The following is a 23,074-nucleotide window of genomic DNA, read 5'->3' as shown; positions in this document are numbered from 1 at the left end:
CAGCTTTTGTTCTCTATGGATATTGTCTAACATAATGTATTGTCAGACAGATAAGCATTCACATTTAATTGTTAAGGAATTCTCATGATTTCAAAATGGGCTAAACGTTTCTATCAAATGGCGGAATTGGTCGGTTCTTGGAGTAAAGATCCTTCAACTCAAGTCGGCGCCGTAATCACTAAGCACAACCGCATTGTTTCTGTTGGTTTTAATGGCTACCCACATGGCGTGTCTGATAGTGCGGATACTGATGACAGAGAGATGAAGTACCTCAAGACACTTCACGCTGAAGAAAATGCGATCTTATTCGCCAAGCGTGATTTGGACAGCTGTGAAATCTGGGTGACTCACTTCCCTTGCCCAAACTGCGCAGCGAAAATCATCCAAACCGGTATTTCTGCGGTTCACTGCCCAGAGCAAAGTGAAGACTTTCTTTCTCGCTGGGGAGACAAAATCAAAGTGAGCCAAGATATGTTTGAACAAGCAGGCGTAAAAGTCGATTGGTTGCCACTGGCTGACCTAGATTAAACGAACAGATAGTTAGAACAAAAAAGGCGAGAGTCGATATTATCGCTCTCGGCTTTCTTTTGTTTGGGGCTCAGCGGACTGCAGGATTAAGCACTGACAGGAAATGCTTCAGCGTATGCTTCCATGAAATCTTTACGAATCTCTTGCTCTAGATGAACCGCCTTCTCGGTTGGACAGAAAATCATAAAATGGACTTCTTGCTCACCTGTCGAACTGCTTGTGATATGGATGTGAGGCTCAGAACCCGGAAGGTCAACACCAGCGTGCTTTTCGATCACACCGTTGTAACGGCGAGCAACATCGATAAACTCTTCGCAATGCTCTTCAATTTTCACAATAAGACCCGGCACCATAGGGTATAGGTTTACAAAGTCTTTCACCGTCACAAAAAAGTTATGATAAACATAACGCTTCATGAAGTTGAGGTTCTTAACCGGATAAGTGAAGAACATGCTATTAGGCAGCGTGGCTGTCTTGCCAGTGAAGTGATATTGCCCATGATACAAATCGATTTCTTGAATCACGGTCGCCATCAGATTGTGCTCAATCACTTCACCGCTGATTTTACCCACTTCGATCCAGTCGCCGATTCTAAATGAACGAGAACTCGCACGCTGAATAGAACCGGTGAAACACAAAATGATCTCTTTTGAAGCCACTACTATCGCAACAGCAATGGCCGTGACAGATAGCGCAAACTCGCTGATTTCGGATTTCCACAGCACAAATAACGTCACAACAATAATCGCGAATGTGCCGTTTTTGGTTCGTGACATCCAGTTACGTTGGTCTTCACTAAGGAAAGCAACATCACCTCTTATTTGAGATAAGGTGATTCGGCGAATGATTAAAATAATAGTGATAATCAACGCACTAAAAATAAACTTATGAGCGAGTAGAAAATCAATTACTTGCCACACTTTTTCCATTACTTATTCCTTAGCATTACAACGACGAGCTTTACAACGATTAGCGGAGACTTCGCTATGAAAAAGCGCTCAAAAATAGAGCGCTTTTTTACGTGCCTAAATCAGCTATTGGTAAGGCTATCATTTTATCTTGGCAGAAGTAATAAATTGGCCAAAAGTTTCACACCAAATCACAACCGTATTAAATCGATTAAGATCAGTACCTTCGGGAAGCTCAACCATAAAGCGGTCGAATGTTTTCACATCTCCGACTCTCAATAACTCGTTCTTGCTGTCATTGAAAGCGTGTTCGGTTTCAATGAACTTAGGCGAGAGATAAACCTTGTAATCAGGTCCCGGCGCCAATTCACCTTCAAAAGCGATCGCACTTTCGGATACTGAGACGATGCCTTCTCCCCAGTGCAAGAAGTCACTGTCTTGTCGATCTTTAGTGAACTCGCCCGTGTAGATAGCCTGCTCACTGATCGCTTCAACAGAACTTGAGGAAGGAGAATCAGGCTCAATCAAGATAGGCAATGCGTAAACACCTAGCCCAAAACCAACAGCACCCACGGCTAAGTGGGTGCAAAGTAAAACTAACTTTTTCATCGCGTACTCCCTTATGCTTAAAGAGAGTATTATTGAATACTCTCAAAAATACAAAGAGATATAACGCTCTGATGTTCTATTTTTGGTAATGCGTTGCTGTACGTTGTGACAGTTCAACAATCACTTTTACCGCTTGCTCCATGCCTTGAATGGTAATGAACTCATGAATACCGTGGAAGTTATAGCCGCCAGTGAAGATATTCGGACATGGTAGCCCCATGAAAGATAAGCGAGCGCCGTCTGTACCGCCTCGGATCGGTTTGATCATTGGCTCAACATCGCACTCGATCATCGCTTGCTTCGCTAATTCAATAATATGTTGATGCGGTTCAACCATCTCTTTCATGTTGAAGTAGCTATCGGTTAGCACCAGCTCAACACGGCCTTTCTCAAGGCGCTCATTCAGCTCATCGACTTTCTGTTGCATGAATGCCTTACGTGCTTCTACACCCTCACGTTCAAAATCACGGATGATGTATCCCAGTTCAGAGCGAGCCACACCCATTTCCGCCGATTTCAGGTGGTAGAAGCCTTCATAACCTTCTGTGCACTCTGGTGTTTCTTGCGCAGGCATCATCAATTGGAATTGCGCTGCAATGTTCATCGAGTTCACCATTTTATCTTTTGCGGTGCCCGGGTGAACGTTCACGCCATGACAGATAACATCGGCGCTCGTGGCATTGAAGTTCTCAAATTCCAACTCCCCTACTGGGCCACCATCGATGGTGTACGCCCACTCGGCGCCAAATTTTTCAACGTCAAACAGGTTCGCACCGCGACCAATCTCTTCATCCGGCGTGAAACCAATGCAGATGTCGCCGTGTTTGATGTCTGGATTCGCTTTCAGGTAAGCAATTGCACTGATGATTTCAGCGATGCCCGCTTTGTTGTCGGCACCAAGCAGAGTTGTGCCGTCAGTCGTAATCAGGTCGTGACCATGTAAAGAATCAAGATCTGGATACTGGCTTGGGTTCAAACTCTCGCCACTTTCCCCTAATTCAATCGTTCCACCTCGGTAATCTTTAATCACTTGTGGTTTCACGTTGGCGCCTGATGCGTCAGGAGCGGTATCCATGTGCGCCACAAAGCCAATCGCAGGCACATCGTAATCGACATTCGACGGCAGTTTCGCCATCAAGTATCCATTGTCATCTAAAGACACATCAACTAAGTCTAATGCCACCAATTCTAACTTTAAGGCTTCAGCAAAGGTAATTTGACCCGGTGAACTTGGGCATTGCTGATTAGAAGGATCGGATTTGGTATCAAAAGTAACGTAATTCAGAAAACGTTCTACAAGCTTTTCCATAATTCATCTCACCATGGATTAAGTAATTGATTTACTGACTTAATTATTATGTCGATAAGTGATACATCGTTAAATAAATACGAGCACAGAGTCAGTAGCGAGGGTTTTCATCTTACGCCCCTGACCATGTATGTAATTGCTCTAAATCATTATTGTGCGAAATTAGATGCGCTTCCTATACTTGAAAACAGAGGGTTTCGTCAGTTCAACATTGCATACGGATGATAAGAGATCGCTTTGTACGCATTCTACGCCCTCCGCTCTCAGCCTAACAAAAGTACAAAGTGGATGATGATCACAATTTATCCTTGATGCAGAATCTGTCATACGTTACACGGAGACACAGTTATGACGATTAATAAATATTTCATTTTCTCTCCTCAAGCCTCTGAGGAAACGCTTCGACCAGTATTAACTGAGAAAGAAGTTCAAAGGCAGGAAGCTCTAAGACAGGCGCAGATCCAGGGTGGATTAGACACAAACGCGACCTCGTAACTCAATGAATACCTAGCACTATTAAGACCCCTATAAAAAAGCTCTACGCTCTATCCGGTAGAGCTTTTTTTTATTTTTGATCTGTTCTCCTCTCCCCCACTCCCAAACAAGCTGAACATTAAACCTTCGCTCATTGCTTGTTGTTCTTCACTTCTCGATCACCAATTGGCTCATAGTTTCTCGCGAATGTATTTTCACGCATTGCACACACTAGCTTGCAGCGCTGAGAAATGACTCACTAAACTCCCCGATGCCATACCTTGTCGTGTCATTTTGTGCTAATAATTCATATTCGTTTTCATTCCTCACTCGCCCTCTTTTCAAAACTATAATGCGAGTACCAGAGAACCTAACCACAGGAACCCCGAATTCAATGGAATATTCAAAGCTAGGAAGTAGTCAAATTCCCGTTTCCCGTATCTGTCTTGGCAGCATGACTTGGGGGCTACAAAATACGCAGCAGCAAGCCGACCAACAGATCGAATACGCATTAAGCCAAGGTATTAACTTTATCGATACTGCAGAGATGTACGCGGTTCCACCTTCTCCAGATACCTACGGAAAAACAGAAGCGATCATTGGTAACTGGTTATCGCGTAACCCACAGCGTCGACAAGAGTTGATCATTGCGAGCAAAATTGCCGGGCCAGGGCTTCCTTGGGTTCGAGATGGCGGCCCGATAACGAGTGAAGCGGTGATCGCAGCCGTTGACGCATCATTAAAACGCCTACAAACAGACTATATCGACCTTTACCAACTTCATTGGCCAAATCGTACAACGCCTCACTTTGGTAAGCATTTCCCGAATCACATTCGATTCAGTGATATTGACCGAAAGCAGCATGAAGCTGAGATGTTGGAAATCCTACAAGCACTGGCAAGCTGCATTAAGGCGGGGAAAATTCGCCATGTCGGGCTTTCAGATGATTCTACTTGGGGCATTAACACATACCTCAAGCTGAGCGAGAAACACGATTTGCCACGTATGGTTTCGATTCAGAATGAATTTAGCTTGTTGCACGCAAAAGACTGGCCATATCTGATTGAGAACTGTGTGCATGAAGATGTAGCTTACCTGCCATGGTCACCTTTAGCTGCAGGCATGTTGAGTGGAAAGTACATTGATGGCGCAAGACCGGAAGGCAGCCGTTGGACTTACATGCAACGTAAAGGCATTTTCCGTGACACTGAATCTGCCAATGAAGCGGTTAAAGGCTATGTTGAAGTGGCGAATGCTCACGGGTTCACTCCAAGCCAACTGGCATTGGCTTGGTGTAATCAAGTTGATGGGGTGACGTCCACTATCATTGGTGCAACGACCATGGAGCAGCTAAAAGAGAACGTAGCCGCTTTCAGTAAACCGTTATCAGAAGAGATCCTGACTGATATCAACACAGTCTTTAAGCGCTACCCTGCTCCGTATTAGGCTGTCAGTTCAGCTTAACTTAAGTAAGTAAATCCCATAAGAGCGCGCTATTTAGTGCGCTTTTCTTTTTTAAGTGGATCGCTTTTGCTTTTTATATGGATCGCATTGAGCTATCACGCTTTTGGTTCGCTAACCTTTGCTCTATAATGCGCGGGCTTATATCTAGGATAAAAACATGATTTCAAAAAACCAATTAAAACTCCTTCGTGCTTTGGGTCAAAAGAAACAACGTAAAGCCCACGGCCTGTTTCTAGTTCAAGGTGAAAAGAACGTTCTTGAGCTGTTCAATAGTGACTTAGTGGTGAAGAATGTCTTTGCTACCGCTGATTTCTTATCTGAAAATCATGCTTCACTGATTGAGTTTGATTGTGTTGAAGCCTCGCTGGATGATCTAACCAAAGCGAGCACTTTGGTCAGTAACAACGCAGCGATTGCGGTTGTTGAGATCCCAACGTTTGAACTACCAGAAGCAACAGGACTGATGATTGCGCTTGATGGCGTTTCAGACCCTGGCAACCTAGGTACGATTATTCGCGTAGCAGACTGGTACGGCATCAAGCATATCGTTGCGAGCAGCGATTGCGCAGACCCATACAACCCTAAAACGATCAGCGCGACTATGGGCAGCTTTGGCCGCGTACACGTAAGCCAAACAGACTTACCAGCTTACTTAGAGCAAGCGAACCTACCGGTTTACGGTGCTTTCTTAGAAGGCGAAAGTGTTCATAAGACTGAGTTTACTGCTAACGGCATTTTATTGATGGGCAGTGAGTCTCACGGCATCCGTGAACACGCGGCTAAATACGTGACTGATAAGATTACGATTCCAGCATTCGGCGGCGCGGAGTCTTTGAACGTCGCAATGGCGACTGGCATCATTCTCGACAACATGCGTCGTCAGCATAGCTAGGTCTCATAAGCTAGCGATCCAGTCGACAGTGTTCAGATATTAAAAAAGGCGTATTGATTAAATCAGTACGCCTTTTTATTTGAGTTCTTTTCAACAATTACTTTTCTAGCATTGCCAACTTATCACACACACCATTCCACTTTTCAGCGTCATCCATTGGTGCTTTTACTTCCGTTTGCACAGGCCAAATCTCAGCGAGCTCTGCGTTCACTTCGATGAAGATCTTTTGATCTTCTGGCAGTTCGTCTTCTTGGAAGATTGCTTGAGCATCACATTCAGGTACACACAAGCCACAATCAATACATTCGATTGGGTTGATTACCATGAAATTTGGGCCTTCATGGAACGCATCTGCGGGGCACACTGCCACACAGTCTGTGTATTTACATTGAATACAATTATCGCCTACGACAAATGCCATGATGCTCTGCTCTATAAGTTAGTCAAAATTGAAGAATGGGGATAATACTCATCCCAAAGCAAAATTCAACATCATACGGCTCTAATATCGTGTCTATTTGCTCCATGTTTCCAAATTAGTATGACAGATAAATCAATTTCTCGTAAAATGCGCGCCATTGTGAGCATATCGCTTCTTTGAACATCAGCGTTTCCATCAAACTCTGTATTAAGAAACGATCTAGCTAAGACACCTATAAAAACGAGACATCGAAATGATACGTTTAACCGAAATTAAACTCCCACTAGACCATGAAGAGTCTGCTATTCAAGACGCTATTGAAGCGAAACTTGGTATTAACTCTGATCAGGTACTCTCTTTTAATATCTTTAAACGTGGCTACGATGCTCGTAAGAAATCAAAGATCTTACTTATCTACACGCTTGACGTTCTCGTTGAAAACGAAGCTGAGTTGTTAGAACAATTCATTAGCGACCCGCACGTAAAAGTGACTCCTGATATGGAGTACAAGTTTGTTGCTAAAGCGGTTGAGAACCAAACTGAGCGCCCTGTGGTTATCGGTTTTGGCCCATGTGGTCTATTCGCTGGCCTAGTGCTTGCTCAAATGGGTTTCAACCCAATCATCGTTGAGCGTGGTAAAGAAGTTCGTGAGCGTACGAAAGATACCTTTGGTTTCTGGCGTAAGCGTACGCTGAACACAGAATCAAACGTACAGTTTGGTGAAGGCGGCGCAGGTACTTTCTCTGACGGTAAGCTGTACAGCCAAGTTAAAGATCCAAAGCACTACGGCCGTAAAGTAATTGAAGAGTTCGTTGCTGCGGGTGCACCAGAAGAAATTCTATACGTAAGTAAGCCGCACATCGGTACCTTTAAACTGGTTACCATGATCGAAAAGATGCGCGCTTCTATCATTGAACTTGGTGGCGAAATCCGTTTCAGCACTCGTGTTGACGACGTTCATATGGAAGATGGTCAAATCACTGGCCTAACGCTTTCTAACGGTGAAGAGATCAAATCTCGTCACGTGGTATTGGCTGTTGGCCACAGTGCTCGTGACACGTTTGAAATGCTGTACGATCGTGGCGTTTACATGGAAGCGAAGCCTTTCTCTGTTGGTTTCCGTATCGAACACAAGCAATCGATGATCGATGAAGCTCGTTTCGGTAAGAACGCAGGCAACCCAATCCTAGGTGCTGCGGACTACAAACTCGTTCACCACTGTAAGAATGGCCGCACTGTATACAGCTTCTGTATGTGCCCAGGTGGTACTGTGGTTGCTGCAACGTCTGAAGAAGGCCGCGTAGTAACGAACGGCATGAGCCAATACTCTCGTGCAGAACGTAACGCAAACAGCGCAATCGTTGTAGGTATCGACCCAGAGCGTGATTACCCAGGTGACGCACTGGCTGGTATCCGTTTACAACGTGAACTAGAAAGCGGCGCTTATGTTCTTGGTGGTGAAAACTACGATGCACCAGCTCAGAAAATCGGTGACTTCTTGAAAGGTCGCGATCCAAGTGCAATCGGTGAAGTACAACCGTCATTCACGCCGGGTATCCACCTGACTGATATTTCAAAAGCGCTGCCTGATTTTGCTATCGAAGCGATTCGTGAAGCAATCCCAGCGTTCGAGAAGAAGATCAAAGGTTTCTCTACGCCAGACGGCCTACTTACCGGTGTTGAGACACGTACGTCTTCTCCTGTATGCATCAAACGTGGCAAAGACTTCCAAAGCATCAACCTTAAGGGCTTCTTCCCGGCTGGTGAAGGTGCAGGCTACGCAGGCGGTATCCTGTCTGCTGGTATCGACGGCATTAAGGCCGCAGAAGCGCTAGCACTATCAATGGTAGAGCAGAACCAAGCTGAGAAGATTGAGATCGCTTAAGCGCTTTCGATAAAGCAAAGCTAGATCGCGATCAACCAAAACTAAAAATCCAGTGCCTTGTCGACACTGGATTTTTTTATTGCATAAAGGTATCTAAAATTATTTAGTCACGACTTCGGCAGCGTTACTTACAAGTCTCTTTTGACCAATTCACACCATCATTTGAACACTCAAATAAACTTGTCCCATTCTGGTAATAATAACCTTTAGTCCAGTTCCCTTGAGAATATTTAGACGTTATCGTCTGAGTATAATCAAACGGTGTATTTTCAATGAACGCATACTTATGTCGGTTCCAGCTGTCAGAACCATATGAACTGTTGTCATTAAAATCTACCGATAGGTAGTTGAGTGCATCAAAGTCGCTGCGCGACACTCTACCCAATGAATCACCGAGATTAACCCACTCTGGATGTGGTGCGTTATTCTCAAAATTAAATTTCGCTTGTACCTGAGTAAACTGATCTTTGTAGTCACCGACAACATCAGCCGACAAGGTTTGCATGAAGCCCGCACCCACGTCTTGACGAGAACAGCTGTCCCAATCAGGTTGTTGAGACCCGCTACGGTTAATCACACCAAAAGTAGTCAATGAGTTAGGCAGAACCTGCTGCTTGATGGTCTCTTGCACTGAACATGAATATTCCGTTCCATCACTATTCAATGAGAACGAAGCTGCTCTGTCATACTCTAAGCCATCTTTCTTCTGACCATTACGCTCAAAATGTTCACTTAACGCCAGTTCTGTCTGCAGGTCGGCTGAAACTTCATGTTCGATCACAATCAGCTTGTCCGCAGTCATCACTGTTTTAACTTTATACCACTTATTAATTTCGTTCTTCTTGGAGTAATCCCAATGCTGCCAGTAATAGTCAACATAAGCTTGCTGGGCTGTCGGGTTCTCTTTTTGAATCTCTTTGGTCTCTTGATACGACTTTTTAATGGCAGGCATCATCTTCTGCGCTAAATCGTAGAGCTCAGTATTTTGATCTTTAACGAAATCACCATACAAGTCCTCTACTGCGATGTTGTATCGGTTCGCAATTCGGAAGTCATGCTCTTTCACATTTTGGATAATGCTATTTTGGGTGTTCACGGCTTGCTTCAAAGCAGAGCAACTGTTTAAACCACCTTTATACAAGTCGGCTTGGATCTGATTCCATAAAACAGTTGTCAGTGGCGTAGTCGACTTAATTTCTTGCTCAGAACTCACCGTCATGACTGGCGGAAAGATTAACTGATAAGGTTCAGTAATCGGTGTGTTTGGGCTGTCTGCATCAATAGCGCCTACTGGCACGTTCACTACGATTGGAGCGTAGTCCATACAGTCTGAGTTAGAGCCCGTCAAAGATAGCTCATAGCTGCCCTAATCGTCCGTGACACTGCTAGGCTCACCTTCATCTAATACGCCATTATAATTGATATCTAGAAACGCGGTCGCCCCGGAAATATACCCGTCAATGGCGACACCTTGTAAGGTTCTCGTTTGAGGAGCAGGAGCACTTGTGTTGCTACCACCGCCTCCTCCGCCACAAGCCGTAAGGCCAACAGCTATAAGTGCGATAGAAATAAGCTTAAGTTTCATTCGATTAGATCCTAATGAAATACATTATAAATGGAATTGTCATTGGGGGGATGACCGGAAATGACTGTGATAGTCATAGCCAGCCATAATAGCGATTGGCATTAGAAAGAAACACGAAAGGGTGATAGCCGATTCGTGCATGTTTTCATTTTGAACAGAAACTAAAAGATAGGGAAATGGGGTTAAAAATGGACTAATTACTTCTCGTTCGAAGCTATCCAAAGCTTATAAAAATCACTATAACCGGTTTGGTTAATCTCTACCCCATGAACCTCAACACTATTAAAAACCTTCTCTTTGCCGTGAAATAACGGACAAAGTAACTTCTGTTGATAAAGCGAACCTTCAATCTCTTTCAACTCGCGCATTGGGTCCTCGCCACTGACAGCAGCTCTAACTCTCTCGCAATGCGCCTTCATCTCAGAATTGTTGAAAATGAACCTGAGCCCAGAGGAAGCAAGTAGCCAATCGTAAAGGCCATAATCGGCTGGCTGTTCGATAACTTCTTCAATGAATAACAAGTCTGCCGACTCACTCATGGAGCTAGGGTCACTGATATTGGTAAGCTCAACAACTTCAATAGCGACACCCGTTTTTACAATCGTTTTTTGCAGCCAGTCCGCCATATCTTGAAGTAAAGGAATCGTCATTCTAGGTCGTGTTAATACAACCGTGCCCGTCAAAATAGGAATGGGATTGCTGGATGTTAATTTACTCGGCGAGAAAGACAGATCATCCGTCACCATATCAGCATCAAACTCTTTACTGCTGGACTTGATAAACGATACCAACCTGTCGAGTTCTTCAGGGGTTATGCCCGAGTTTTCTCTACGATTAACCGCAAGATACGAAAGTGCATTGATTGTGGTTTCTTCTGCTACGCCAGATTGATTAAAACTCAGGGTGTGATCATTCAAACCTTCTATGTCGGTGAGCGTTATCTGTTCTAACAAGGTATTTTGAGCAAAGTAACCTCGGTGACGTTTAAGAACCAAGCACTCTTCGCTCCAATCGTCTAATGAGAAAGGTCCGGTTCCGATATAGGCACTGCGCCCGCTCGAAAAATAAGTACGCTTGCAGCGGTAAATAGACGCGTGTGGGCTAGTCAAAGCATAGAGAAACATTGGGTTTGCGTGTGTCAGCTCAATAGTCAGTTGTTTATCACCCACCACTTGAACATCACTGACCTGATCAAATAAAGACTGTACTGGCCCTTCGATATTTTTTAGCTGCAACAAACATTGAGCAACATCTTTGGCCGTTAAAGTTTCACCGTCATGGAATAACACATTCGGTCTCAACCAAAAATGCAGAAATCGCCCTTCCACCTTCCAATGGTGCGCGAGGCTCGCTTGGGGATTTCCCTCATGGTCTTGGACGAGTAACGTATTGTATAGACTTCTTAAGATGTGATGTTCTGCGGTTCGGTATGTTTTTGCTGGCTCAAGGTTATCGACCCACGGATATTGAGTGATCAGCAAATGGTCATGTTGTTGATTGAACAGACTATGTTTTTCAGTCGCTAGCGTCAGTGCCTTTATTGCAGCATCACCATAGCTTTCTAGAAGACGAGGAATAACGTTAAAGCACCCTTGTTCTAACTGAAGCGCTAACACTTGTTCTAATGCTTCGGGAAAGCTGACCAAAATTCTAAACTGGCTAAGCTTCCCTCTTCCTTTGGACGGAATCCAACAAATCCAGCGATATTCTGATAAGCATTTAAGAATGATCGAAGTGTTTCTGCGAGAGGTCGATAGCGAGTGTTCTAGGTCATCGATCGTTAGGTGATACTCTTCACCTAGTTCATACTTTGCAATAAGCTGCTGAAGTCTACGTAAGTTAGCGTCGTTCAATGGATATCCGAATTAAGCGTCTAGAGGAACGAGAATAGCTGTAACCCAAATGGGAGGTCTATTTACTCATTCAAGTTGGAATATGCTGTATGAAACTGTTGATATAAATAATATCAAGATCCAACTTAATTGATAAACACCTCTTTTAGCAAACCAAATAATCACTGATCGTGCATATTCAGTGGCAAAAATAAGTGGGAGATTAATCCTCCACCGGATTTGCTATTTGCTCTACATTCCTGCCTTATCGTTGTGCTATTGAGCCAGTATTATCCAACTAAAGTGTCTATGTTACTAGCGGTACACAAGCAACATGGTAGAATGCCGCCATTAATCTTATCCTTGTATAAGATTGTTAAACCTTTCCATCGCTATTTAGCCAAATCATACCGAGAAACTTATGCCATTTTCCAAGCTTGGATTAAGCTCACCTATTGTTAAAGCCGTTGCAAAACAAGGCTATGAAAAGCCAACCTCTATTCAAGAAAAAGCAATTCCGATTGTTCTTTCTGGTAAGAACCTTATTGCTGCAGCACAAACAGGTACAGGTAAAACTGCGAGCTTTGTTCTCCCTATCTTAGAAATGCTAAGCAAAGGTGAAACGCAGCGTAAAAAACGTATCCGCGCAGTTATCCTGACACCAACGCGTGAGCTGGCAGTTCAGGTTGAACAGAACATCACTAAGTACGCGAAGTTCCTAAACCTAACATCACTAGCGATGTACGGTGGCGTGTCTTACCAACACCAGAAAGATCGTCTTATTGAAGGCGTGGATATTCTTGTGGCAACACCAGGTCGTTTGATCGACATGTACGGACAACGTGCCGTTCACTTTGATGAAGTGGAAGTACTGGTTCTAGATGAAGCTGACCGCATGCTAGACATGGGTTTCATTGAAGACATCAACAAGATCATCGCGCGTCTACCACAAGACATCCAAAACCTGCTGTTCTCGGCAACGCTTTCAACGCCAGTGCGTGCACTAGCGAAAAGTGCAATCAGTGAAGCGGAAGAGATTTCGATTGCCAAGACTGATGCGTCTAAAGCGAACATTGAGCAATGGTTGGTAACGGTAGATAAAGACCGTAAGTCAGCACTATTGAGCCACATGATTACCGAAGGTAACTGGGACCAAGCGCTTATCTTTATCGAAACCAAGCACGGCGCGGCTAAGTTGGTTGCTCAACTTGAGAAACGTGGTATTCAAGCGGAAGCTTTCCACAGTGGACGTAGCCAAGCGATTCGTGAAAAAATCTTGGCTGACTTTAAGAAAGGTCGCCTAAAATACTTAGTCGCGACGGGTGTTGCTGCTCGTGGTATCGATATCGACAACCTAAGCCGCGTAGTGAACTACGACATGCCATTCCCAGCAGATGATTATGTTCACCGTATTGGTCGTACAGGCCGTGCTGATGCATCTGGCGAAGCGATCTCTTTCCTATCAAAAGATAACTTCAAAAACCTGTGCATTATTGAAAAGCGTCTTGGTCACTTGATTGAACGTCGCGTTGTTGTAGGTTTCGAACCACGCAAAGAAGTACCCATTTCAGTATTGAACTTCGTTCCTAAGAAGAAAAGAGAACAGCAACAAGGCTAAGTAATTTCAGCGACAGAAAATGCAAAGTTGCATTAACCAAAAGAAAAGTCGCGTTAGCCAAAATGAAAATAAAACGAAGCCCTATGTGGCTTCGTTTTGTTCTTTGAAATACATATAACGTTGAGGCAATAAGATGATCACTCCTATCGCAACGAGATTAACCCGCGGCCAAGACCTAAAGCTTGAGATCCAAAGGTTAGTGACCACACACAACATCTCCGCGGGCTCTATTGCGTCTTGTGTCGGTTGTGTCTCTCAACTCAATATTCGTTTAGCTAATGCGAACAACACCAAGCTAGTTCAAGCTCCGTTCGAAATAGTCTCGGTGATGGCAACGCTAACCCCAAACCACCAGCATGTTCATATATCCGTTGCTGATGAGAATGGCAATGTAATTGGTGGGCATTTGCTTGAAGGGACGATTATCGCGACCACGGCTGAATTGATTGTTCACCGCTACGATACCTTGACCTTCAACAGAGAGCATGACGATTCGACGGGTTACACTGAACTTACTATCAGCAATAGCAAATAACTGATTTACCCATAGCAACACCAAACGCCCCATACAAAGTGATACTACCAAACAGCAATTAGGAAACACGATGGCTCCAAACTCCGCAGATTCCGTTATCGTTCTCGATTTCGAGACCACAGGCTTATCACCAAATATGGGCGACCGAGCGATTGAGATCGGTGCGGTTAAACTCGTTAACGGCGAAGTCGTCGACACCTTCCAGCAGCTCATGAACCCGGGATTTCGTGTGAGTGGATTCATTGAAGGTTATACCGGAATCAGTAACCGTATGTTAAGCACAGCGGCCAGTTGTAGTGAAGTGATGGATGAGTTTGCAGACTTCATTCAAGACAGCCAACTTGTCGCTCACAATGCCTCATTTGATAAGCGCTTTCTTGATGCGGAATTAGATAATATTGGTCGCGATTACAATGGACAGTTCGCTTGCTCAATGTTGATAGCTCGTCGTCTAATCCAAGACGCACCAACTCATAAGCTAGGCGACCTTGTGCGTTTCAAAAATATCGACAACGACGGTACTTTCCACAGAGCGTTAGCCGATTCAGAAATGACAGCAAGGTTGTGGTTATTAATGATCGATGAGCTGCAGAGTGACCACGGTATTCAACAGCCGAGCTTCCAATTGATGCAGAAAATATCGAAGACAGCCAAAGGTTCGATTCCAAAACTACTGATGAGCAACAGGGGTTAGGTTCCGAAATTCACCTTAAAGTGGGATGAAAGGCTAGCTCGACAATAACCGCTAGCCTTTAAAAGGGACGCTCTACTCTTGCAATGACTTCAACGTTCCTTTGAGGCTTTCTAATTCATTCATAAAATACGCCCACTGCTTGTTACTGCTGGTCGCGGCGATATCTACTAAAAACTTGGCTGATGTTTCCATATTTTGGTTGAGTTGTGACTCAAGTTCATCAGGATAATAAGCTTCATTGTTTAAAAGCAACTTCATGATAATCGGCTGAGCAATATGCAGATCGCTCTTCTTTGCCATCAGCGTCGTTAGCTCTTGATAGGTGTTGTTTTGATATTGTCGCCAACTGCTATTGGTATTTACCCACTCTTTAGACCAAGCCAAAATAATCTGTTTTTGTTCTTTCGATACTGAACCTAACCACCGTTCTGCGCGCTCTTCTATTCTGCTTCGGTATCGCTCTCTCGAATCGGCATCGTTCAACGACAACCTTTCTTCATAATAGTCTTGCTGCTTTTCACGAAAGTTCTTTAAAAACTCCCTGTCTTGCTTAGGCCTAAGCTGCATACTCAAGGCGTAAATATCTGGAGCGAACTTATTGACGATTGTGCGAATATGCTCTTTCGTTTCTTCACTTTGGCCCACAATAAAAGCGGGATTCATATCCGACCGATCTACGTTTTGAATCGCTTCTAATTGCGAGATGTACAGAGGTAGCTGAGTTTCTTTATGCCATTTCTGTAATATCTCTAATCGCTCTTCAAGCTCTGATTCTTGGCTATTTGAGAGGGAAACAAAATCTTCTATATAGCTAACGACAAACCAACCTATATTGTTATAGGCGAACTTGGTCCCGCACCCAGTAAATAGAAAACAGATCACTAAAACTAACCACCGGCACTTTCTCATTCTACCCTCTCACGACATTCAACAAAGCCACAAACCGATTAACTCATCCCTTTAAGGTTAGCCCAGTTTTTATAACGCTAATTCTAGCTCTTATAAAAGTAGTCTTAATAAACAGTGGTCGTAAAAACTTTGAGATAAATTGAGACCCAAACTTGCTAATCTAGCTATTTAGGCAAATGATTAAACTAAAAATAATTAATGGCAGTGATGTAACTTGATTTTATTACTCATTTGACGTGATACGAGCCCTATAAATGAGTTGGGTTGACGTATTTAAAATGATTGATATTTGGGAGGGAAGCTATGGCCGCTATTCCTGATCATACAAGCGATTTAGAATATGAGCTTTGTTATTTTGACGATGGATCAATAACCACAATCACGATATTCGTTCACAATCGACAGGAAGCGATGACTTGGTATCTTAGCGAAGGAAAACATATCAACGATCTTTATTCGATAAGACCCGATGAATAATGCTTTGGTATAGAGGACTAGGTCGATAAACCTAAGATAAGAAACTTAAGTGGCATTTTGTGGAACACCCTTTACTGCAATGCCATTAATTAGCAATGTCGTTAATTAGACATATCGCAGCAAAGGGATTCAGTCTCGAATTACTTCAGGATTCGGGCGCGGAATTGACGACCCTTCATTTTACCTGATTCGATTTTGTTCAGTGCTTTTTTAGCCACAGATCTTTCTACCGCTACGTAAGCACGCATTGCAAACAGATTGATCTTACCTACTGATTTACCATCAATGCCGCCTTGGCCCGTCAGTGCGCCAAGAATATCACCAGCACGAAGCTTAGCTTTCTTACCGCCATCAATTTGGATGGTAACCATGTTTGAGTAGTACGGCTTAGCAATTGGTTTTGCTGGCAGTTCAGATGGCTCGATTGGCATGTCCATGTACTCATCAATTTGAGCAACACGGTACATCTCTTTTTCGCTAAAGAAGCTGATCGCTACGCCTTTGCTTCCTGCACGGCCAGTACGACCAATACGGTGTACGTGAACTTCAGGGTCGCGAGACAATTCAAAGTTGAACACAGCATCTAGGTTATCAACATCAAGACCGCGAGCCGCAACGTCTGTCGCCACTAGAATCGAGATGGTTTTGTTTGAGAACTGAACCAAAGCTTGGTCACGTTCACGCTGTTCCATGTCACCATGAAGTTCGATAACACTGAAACCGCGGTGGCTTAGCTCATCGTTTACGTTCTGCACTTCTTTCTTAGTGTTACAGAACACAACCGCAGACTCCGGTTGGTGATGCAACAACAGCAGCTCTAGAGCGTCATCACGAGCTTCAGAACCTTCTAACTTGTAGAAGTGTTGTTGGATGCTTGAGTGATCGTGTGTTGATTCAACCTTCACCATTTCTGGATTGCGCATAATGCGGTCTGCAACAGATTTGATCTGTTTAGGGAAAGTCGCACTGAATAGCAGAGTTTGGCGTTCTTTTGGCGCCGCTTCAATCACAGCATCCAAAGCGTCTTGGAAACCCATCTCTAGCATGCGATCCGCTTCATCTAACACAAGTGTGTTCAGCTCAGACAGGTCAATGCGGCCTTTCTCTAGGTGATCAAGAATACGACCAGGTGTGCCTACAAGAATGTGTGCGCCATGCTCTAGTGAACCAATCTGTGGGCCCATTGGCATACCGCCACATAGTGTCAGCACTTTAATGTTGTGAATACCACGAGCAAGAGTACGAATCTCTTTTGCTACTTGGTCTGCAAGCTCACGAGTCGGACATAACACTAAAGACTGAACACGGAAACGCTTAACGCGTAGGTTCTGCAGCACGCCTAAACCGAAAGCAGCTGTTTTACCTGAACCCGTTTTACCCTGACCGATAACGTCCTTGCCATTTAGGATAGTAGGAAGACTTAACGCTTGGATAGGCGTCATTTCAGTATAACCAAGAGAATCTAACGTGTTTAGAAGCTCTGGTTTAAGGGCGATTGAAGAGAATTTTGAAGTGCTCAATGGAAATATCCAACTGGTGAAAAACAGAGTGCATTATGAGTGTTTTTGAAAATTATTCCACCTTAATCACAGTTTTGGAGAAACATGTTAGGCGAACACAAAAAAGCCAGCTTACTTAGCTGGCTTTGACTTCTATACGAATTGCTTTCTATGGCACACCGTGACCTTTAGATGCCACCCATACGCGATACCACTGTTCGCGCGTCAGCTCGATTTTCAGTGCATCAACGGCCGTCTTCACACGCTCAATCTTACCAGAACCAATAATTGCAATTGGACTAGATGGTAAACGACGAACCCAAGCGTAAATCACTTGATCAATGCTGTCTGCACCGACTTCTTGACGAATCGCCTCTAGCTCATCACGAACGCGAACCGCTTGCGCTGAATCACCACTGAAGATGCTACCACCACCGAGACAAGACCACGCCATCGGGCGAATGCGGTTCATCTGCAGTTGATCTAGCGTGCCATCATGAGCCACTTCGAAGTTCAATGGGTTGATTTCAACTTGGTTGGTCACTAACGGCTTACCGAGTCGAGATTGAAGCAGTTCGAACTGACGCGGTGAAAAGTTAGAAACACCGAAGTGCTTAACTTTACCTACTTTGTGTAGCTCTGCGAACGCTTCTGCTACTTCATCGGCATCCATTAACACGTCAGGGCGGTGAATCAACAATACATCGATATCGTTAACACCTAAGTGCTCTAATGAGTTATTTACTGATTGGTAAATATGCTGCGCGCTGGTGTCATAGTGATTGATCTTACGATCTGGAGTGTGGTCACCACATAGGTTGATATCGCACTTGGTGACGATTTGAATATCATCACGAAGGCTTGGTTCAAGCGCTAACGCCTCACCAAACAACTTTTCACATTGGTAGTTACCGTAAATATCCGCGTGATCAACAGTTGTGATGCCAAGATCAATATGTTGCTTCAGGAAAGTCAGGCGTTGTTGCGGGGTCATGCCCCACTCTGCTGTACGCCAGTATCCTTGCACCAGCTCAGAAAGTTCTGGGCCTTGTGGCGCTATCGTTACTCTTGCAACCATGGGTTGTCTCCTTTATCAATACTGAACGTATCCTAAGCTCGTTTTACCGAAGGCTCAACGTATAACAAATGGCAAAGCTAAACGCTTATTAAAAATGTGAGAGCCGCAGAAAAACGAACACTTAAATGAATTATAACTTGCTGTCTGCCCGCGAGCCGTTCTCCTGAAAGGCTTGTTTAGCCTAATAAATAACGAAACTATCTATAAATTTGAGCAATTAAAAACGATTAAGTTCAACCGTTAAGTTGTCACCATCACTCTGTAACTGAATCCAAGGAGAAGTAGAGCTAGAAGAAGATAAGCTAGGCACATTCCACACACTCAGTTGCTCTGCTGAACCGTGAGGCGCGTTGATAAATTCGACCAGCTGTTTATCCACCTTATCGAAACCAACACCTTCATTTCGAGCTTGTTCGAGTTGAGCTGTAACATCGAATTCATCTTCACCAATACGAATTGAACTGAGAGCAAAGCCATCTTGGCGAAGGTATGCCTGAAGCTTTGTGTAACTTAGGTCCGAATATGGCAGGTTTAAGCGAACCGTTTCGACACTTGAGTCCCCCAACTCCAGTTCAACATACACATCCAGGTCGTAATATTGGGTTAAGTCACTGCACAACAAAGTACCTTCGATCTCACCACAATCCATCAACTCGATATCATTAATATAGTTTTGAGAATTCGGCAGACTTGGGCTGCTGTTAAATACTGTTCTTAGCCACCAGCTTTCGGTTGCTTGCGCTGAAAATGAAATAGCATTGAGGGACAGCATTAGAGGCAAGATTAGAACTTGAAAGATTTTCATCGACTGGGCTTATTTAGCGCTATATGAAGTGTCCATTATACGTGACCAAACGACAAACAACTGCTCGAGTCGCAAATTTTAGGCGAAAAAAAACGGGCATACATGCAGGGCAAGATTACGAAGCCCCTTGCCCTGCAAGGACTTGCGAAAGGTAAGCGTTATTGCGGTTCGCTTTTTTCTGCTTTCTTTTGATCCCTGCTTTGAAGCTGATTTCTTCCGTCAGCAGATTTAAAGCTATATGTCTTATAACTGCTAAATTCTCACCGGCTTGCTCTCGACGTATCCGACATTCATCTTCTTTAAAACCAACGTCTAATCGCCAGTGCATCTGATTTTCAATGCTCCAATGTGCTCGCGTGCTCTCTAGTAAAGCTTTAGCCTAAGAAATCTGTATTGTGAACAACCATACTCAAACGCGTTTCTGTACGACCATGCCCTTTCTCTTGAGTGACGTATTTATCACCTTCAAAACTATTAATCATACTAGAATTAAACACTTGGCTAATCGCTTGCTCCAATCGTTTTTGATTACCTTTTACCGCTAAGAGATAATCTGCATCTTGAGCGACTATCTTTTCAGCTATATCCTTCTGGCATCCCATAGCATCAATAGTCACTAAACAACCTCGCAAGGAAAGCATTTCAAGCAGTTCAGGGATCGCTTTTATTTCATTGCTTTTATCCGCAGTCTTCACTTGTCCTAGTACAACTTGGTTTGCTGCACTAAAGGCACTAACCATATGGATTGCACCACAACGCTTGTCTTTGTTGTATGTGCCTCTGAGAGTTTTGCCGTCGATAGCAATCACTTCACCCTCTGTCGTCTCATGACAGTCTTTCATCCACGCAGTAAAGCATCGTTGCAGTTGCTTGGCGGAAATAAGATTGATAACTCGGGCAATGGTATCGTGTACTGGTATGCCTTGTTTGAAATCACCATACTGCCTAAGCCATTCCAAGTTATCTTCACCAAAATCTTCAATATCCTCCCAACCTTCAGCACCAGCAATCACTGCTGCAATTGTTAAGAAGATAATGTCGGTTAGCGTGTGCTCTATTTTCCAAGCTTGGCGAGGGTCTCGAATAACTGAAATATGGTCCAAAAGGCTTAATCCATTCATTATGGCTAAATATCTGCTGTTAAAAAACAGTATATGATCACACCTAAATCTGATCATCAAATCGATCTTGAATGTATTGAATTTGTTGTGACTTCAGTGTACAAATTAGTGGAAACATCACTTCACGCTACCCCTTATTCCATATGGGTTTTTCATGATCTTGCCCTGGGCATACATGCCCGCTAGATAAATTCATCACCGAATAACGTAATCCGTCACGTTGAGAACCATTACGAAAGAGAGAATATCACTCTCCCACAACAGTTGCAACACGCCGTACTAATTACTTATAGCCACCTTCAATCGCAGGCTCTTCAAGCGACAATCTCACTTTGTTACGTTGAATAGCTTCTGGCGGTAAACTGATGAAGCCGTATTGGTTCAACACGCCTTGATGAAAAGGTAACTTCTATGCCGTTATACTTAACGTCACAAAATACATTCAATGAATGTGTCATAATGTTGAAATTACTGGTTAAATTTCAAGGAATGTCATGACTGCAACGAACTATCTCAACCAATTGAATCAAAAGTATCTTGCGACTCATAAAGCGAAAGAAGACTTCTTTTGGGATACATATATGGGTATCAGTGACGACCACGATGGTTCGACACTCGCACAGACTCAGTGGACGGAATTTCTAAGCGCTGCCGAACAGATTACTGCTATCGAAACGCAACTTGCTGCTATCGATAAAATTCAAGATCCTCTCGAAAAAGAGAGTACACTAACAGGCTTGAATGGTTGGTTAGCGACCTTTAGATCTCACGCTATTGAGTCTGAGCAGTCTCAGAAGCTCAAAGCCGATCTCATAAAGTTTGAGGCTGAACTGTTTGAGAAAAAGCAGAATCATGCGATGACTTACGTAAATGAAACAGGCGATGAAACGGAAGGGTCACTGCCTGTTTTAGGTTCAGCCGTTAGAAGTAATGGTAATGAACAAGTTAGGCTTTCTGCACATCAAGCATTATTAGATTTAGAGCAATGGCTGCTGGCTAACGGCTTTATTGAGCTGATCAAAAAACGTAACCAATTTGCTCAATCACTGGGGTTTAAAACCTTCTTTGATTACTCGGTGGTAAAAACCGAACAGATGACGACAGAACAACTGTTTACGATTCTGGATGACTTCGAAGCACGCACGCGTGATAGCCATCAGCAAAGCCTAGCCAATTTGGCAGAGCAGAAAGGCGAGAATGCACTTCAAGCCCATAACTTTACCTACTCTTTTGCAGGTGACGTTATGAATGATCTTGATCCTTATGTTCCGTTCTCAAAGTCACTTCGACGCTGGATTGAATCTTTTGGTCGCCTCAACATCGAATACTCTCAAGCGACATTAAAATTGGATCTGCTTGATCGTAAAGGTAAGTACCCTAATGGCTTCTGCCATGGCCCTATCCCTTCTTTCTATGACCAAGATGCTTGGGTTGCGGCCCAAGTTAATTTCACTAGCAACGCTAAGCCCGATCAAATAGGCAGTGGCTATGATGGGATTAACACACTATTTCACGAAGGTGGTCACGCGGCGCATTTTGCTAATGTAAAAATGAACGCCCCTTGTTTCTCTCAAGAGTTTGCGCCGACTTCGATGGCTTATGCTGAAACACAATCCATGTTCTGCGACAGCTTGTTAAATGACGCTGACTGGCTAAAACAGTACGCTCTAAATGCGGACGGGCAACCTGTGCCAGATGATCTAATTAAAGCCATCATCGACAATAAACAGCCCTTCCGAGCTTACCAAGAACGCAGCATTCTTGTGGTTCCATATTTCGAGCGAGCCCTGTACGAATTAGCTGATGAAGACCTCACGCCTGAAAAAATCACGACACTTGCTCGTAGCAGTGAAAAGGCAATTCTTGGATTGTCTTGCAGCCCTCGTCCACTGATGGCGATCCCTCACTTATTGTCTGATGAAGCATCTTGCTCATACCAAGGTTATCTATTGGCTCATATGGCGGTGTATCAAACACGAGCTTATTTCACCGACAAGTTTGGTTACTTAACAGATAACCCAGAGATCGGGCCTTTGTTGGCGAAACACTATTGGCATAAAGGCAATAGCGTGAACCATAACGGTACAATCGAAAGCCTGACTGGGGAAGGTTTTAATGCCAAATATCTCGCTGACGAGTGTAACTTATCGCCAGAGGAGGCTTGGGCGATTGAGGAGCAAAAAATCAAACAGCTGTCGACAAGAGAACGTGCACCAGTCGCGGATTTGAATGCGAAGGTATCGATCGTTGATGGAGCAACTGAATTAGCGAATAATGCAAAGTCGAATGACCAAATGTGTGATGATTTTGAGCACTTTATTATTGAGCAATACGGTCGATAGATTGAGTTTTAATGCTAATGAAAAAGGCAAAAATGAGTAGTGACATAACTCATTTTTGCCCCAAAACATATATGGAATCCACGTATTT

At 43.8% G+C, this 23,074-nt stretch carries 18 protein-coding genes and 3 pseudogenes; 9 read left to right on the top strand and 12 right to left on the bottom strand.

Annotated elements, in window-relative coordinates; all coding sequences use genetic code 11:
- Positions 1–84: 84 nt before the first annotated feature.
- Positions 85–528 (top strand): dCMP deaminase family protein, encoded by a 444-nt coding sequence (locus tag AB4585_RS21510; protein WP_017059490.1) that lies wholly within the window; start codon positions 85–87, stop codon positions 526–528.
- Between the two features lie 86 nt (positions 529–614).
- On the opposite strand, the gene AB4585_RS21505 is transcribed toward AB4585_RS21510, so the two are convergent.
- From AB4585_RS21505 to pepT, 3 genes are all read right to left on the bottom strand, one after another.
- Positions 615–1,457: a mechanosensitive ion channel family protein gene (locus AB4585_RS21505; protein ID WP_372133027.1), complete on the bottom strand. Its 843-nt coding sequence runs from the start codon at positions 1,455–1,457 to the stop codon at positions 615–617.
- Between the two features lie 120 nt (positions 1,458–1,577).
- Positions 1,578–2,045 carry a DM13 domain-containing protein gene (locus AB4585_RS21500; protein ID WP_017064357.1) on the bottom strand — a complete coding sequence of 156 codons (468 nt, stop codon included), beginning with the start codon at positions 2,043–2,045 and terminating at the stop codon, positions 1,578–1,580.
- A 76-nt stretch (positions 2,046–2,121) separates the two neighbouring features.
- Complete coding sequence (pepT, locus tag AB4585_RS21495) at positions 2,122–3,354, bottom strand: peptidase T (RefSeq protein WP_372170857.1); 1,233 nt, start codon at positions 3,352–3,354, stop codon at positions 2,122–2,124.
- A gap of 868 nt (positions 3,355–4,222) precedes the next feature.
- Here pepT and AB4585_RS21490 point away from each other — a divergent pair.
- Together AB4585_RS21490 and AB4585_RS21485 are read left to right on the top strand one after the other, a co-directional pair.
- Positions 4,223–5,275: an aldo/keto reductase gene (locus AB4585_RS21490; protein ID WP_372170856.1), complete on the top strand. Its 1,053-nt coding sequence runs from the start codon at positions 4,223–4,225 to the stop codon at positions 5,273–5,275.
- Between the two features lie 175 nt (positions 5,276–5,450).
- Positions 5,451–6,185: an RNA methyltransferase gene (locus tag AB4585_RS21485; RefSeq protein ID WP_017067486.1), complete on the top strand. Its 735-nt coding sequence runs from the start codon at positions 5,451–5,453 to the stop codon at positions 6,183–6,185.
- Positions 6,186–6,282: 97 nt separating this feature from the next.
- On the opposite strand, the gene fdxA is transcribed toward AB4585_RS21485, so the two are convergent.
- Positions 6,283–6,606, bottom strand: coding sequence for a ferredoxin FdxA (gene fdxA / locus AB4585_RS21480; RefSeq protein WP_065584753.1), 324 nt, complete (start codon positions 6,604–6,606; stop codon positions 6,283–6,285).
- 253 nt (positions 6,607–6,859) lie between these two features.
- On the opposite strand from fdxA, the gene AB4585_RS21475 reads away from it, so the two are divergent.
- Positions 6,860–8,491 (top strand): NAD(P)/FAD-dependent oxidoreductase, encoded by a 1,632-nt coding sequence (locus tag AB4585_RS21475; protein WP_048606003.1) that lies wholly within the window; start codon positions 6,860–6,862, stop codon positions 8,489–8,491.
- Between the two features lie 124 nt (positions 8,492–8,615).
- On the opposite strand, the pseudogene AB4585_RS21470 reads toward AB4585_RS21475, so the two are convergent.
- Positions 8,616–10,076 (bottom strand): annotated as a pseudogene (locus tag AB4585_RS21470) (hypothetical protein).
- A 197-nt stretch (positions 10,077–10,273) separates the two neighbouring features.
- Entirely contained in the window at positions 10,274–11,929 is a 1,656-nt protein-coding gene (locus tag AB4585_RS21465; RefSeq protein WP_372170853.1) for an ABC transporter substrate-binding protein, read from the bottom strand.
- Positions 11,930–12,329: 400 nt separating this feature from the next.
- On the opposite strand from AB4585_RS21465, the gene AB4585_RS21460 reads away from it, so the two are divergent.
- The 3 genes from AB4585_RS21460 to AB4585_RS21450 all read left to right on the top strand — a co-directional run bounded on the left by AB4585_RS21460 (position 12,330) and on the right by AB4585_RS21450 (position 14,755).
- The gene (locus AB4585_RS21460) at positions 12,330–13,526 is read left to right on the top strand and encodes a DEAD/DEAH box helicase (protein WP_372147774.1); all 1,197 of its coding nucleotides are present in this window, start codon (positions 12,330–12,332) and stop codon (positions 13,524–13,526) included.
- A gap of 133 nt (positions 13,527–13,659) precedes the next feature.
- The gene (locus tag AB4585_RS21455) at positions 13,660–14,061 is read left to right on the top strand and encodes a PPC domain-containing DNA-binding protein (protein WP_372147773.1); all 402 of its coding nucleotides are present in this window, start codon (positions 13,660–13,662) and stop codon (positions 14,059–14,061) included.
- 70 nt (positions 14,062–14,131) lie between these two features.
- The gene (locus AB4585_RS21450; RefSeq protein ID WP_017059480.1) at positions 14,132–14,755 is read left to right on the top strand and encodes a PolC-type DNA polymerase III; all 624 of its coding nucleotides are present in this window, start codon (positions 14,132–14,134) and stop codon (positions 14,753–14,755) included.
- Between the two features lie 72 nt (positions 14,756–14,827).
- On the opposite strand, the gene AB4585_RS21445 is transcribed toward AB4585_RS21450, so the two are convergent.
- The gene (locus AB4585_RS21445) at positions 14,828–15,664 is read right to left on the bottom strand and encodes a DUF6279 family lipoprotein (protein WP_372170850.1); all 837 of its coding nucleotides are present in this window, start codon (positions 15,662–15,664) and stop codon (positions 14,828–14,830) included.
- Between the two features lie 303 nt (positions 15,665–15,967).
- Here AB4585_RS21445 and AB4585_RS21440 point away from each other — a divergent pair, with 303 nt between their 5' ends.
- Positions 15,968–16,141: an RNA helicase gene (locus AB4585_RS21440; protein ID WP_065677708.1), complete on the top strand. Its 174-nt coding sequence runs from the start codon at positions 15,968–15,970 to the stop codon at positions 16,139–16,141.
- Positions 16,142–16,281: 140 nt separating this feature from the next.
- Here AB4585_RS21440 and dbpA read toward each other — a convergent pair whose 3' ends face one another.
- From dbpA to AB4585_RS21415, 5 genes and pseudogenes are all read right to left on the bottom strand, one after another.
- Entirely contained in the window at positions 16,282–17,661 is a 1,380-nt protein-coding gene (gene dbpA, locus AB4585_RS21435) for an ATP-dependent RNA helicase DbpA (protein ID WP_017064348.1), read from the bottom strand.
- 148 nt (positions 17,662–17,809) lie between these two features.
- Positions 17,810–18,718 (bottom strand): aldo/keto reductase family oxidoreductase, encoded by a 909-nt coding sequence (locus tag AB4585_RS21430; protein ID WP_017064347.1) that lies wholly within the window; start codon positions 18,716–18,718, stop codon positions 17,810–17,812.
- A gap of 217 nt (positions 18,719–18,935) precedes the next feature.
- Positions 18,936–19,523, bottom strand: a complete 588-nt coding sequence (locus AB4585_RS21425) for a hypothetical protein (RefSeq protein ID WP_017071598.1) — start codon at positions 19,521–19,523, stop codon at positions 18,936–18,938.
- Positions 19,524–19,638: 115 nt separating this feature from the next.
- A pseudogene (locus AB4585_RS21420) lies at positions 19,639–20,644 on the bottom strand (ISAs1 family transposase).
- A 283-nt stretch (positions 20,645–20,927) separates the two neighbouring features.
- Positions 20,928–21,041 (bottom strand): annotated as a pseudogene (locus tag AB4585_RS21415) (phosphate ABC transporter substrate-binding protein); the annotation flags it as partial.
- A gap of 97 nt (positions 21,042–21,138) precedes the next feature.
- Between AB4585_RS21415 and AB4585_RS21410 the strand changes: the two are divergent.
- Complete coding sequence (locus AB4585_RS21410) at positions 21,139–22,986, top strand: M3 family metallopeptidase (RefSeq protein ID WP_372154357.1); 1,848 nt, start codon at positions 21,139–21,141, stop codon at positions 22,984–22,986.
- The last annotated feature ends 88 nt before the right edge of the window (positions 22,987–23,074 follow it).

Source organism: Vibrio sp. 10N.222.49.C9 (assembly GCF_041474985.1).
GTDB classification, from domain to species: domain Bacteria; phylum Pseudomonadota; class Gammaproteobacteria; order Enterobacterales; family Vibrionaceae; genus Vibrio; species Vibrio crassostreae_C.
This window is presented reverse-complemented; position numbering and strand designations above follow the sequence as displayed.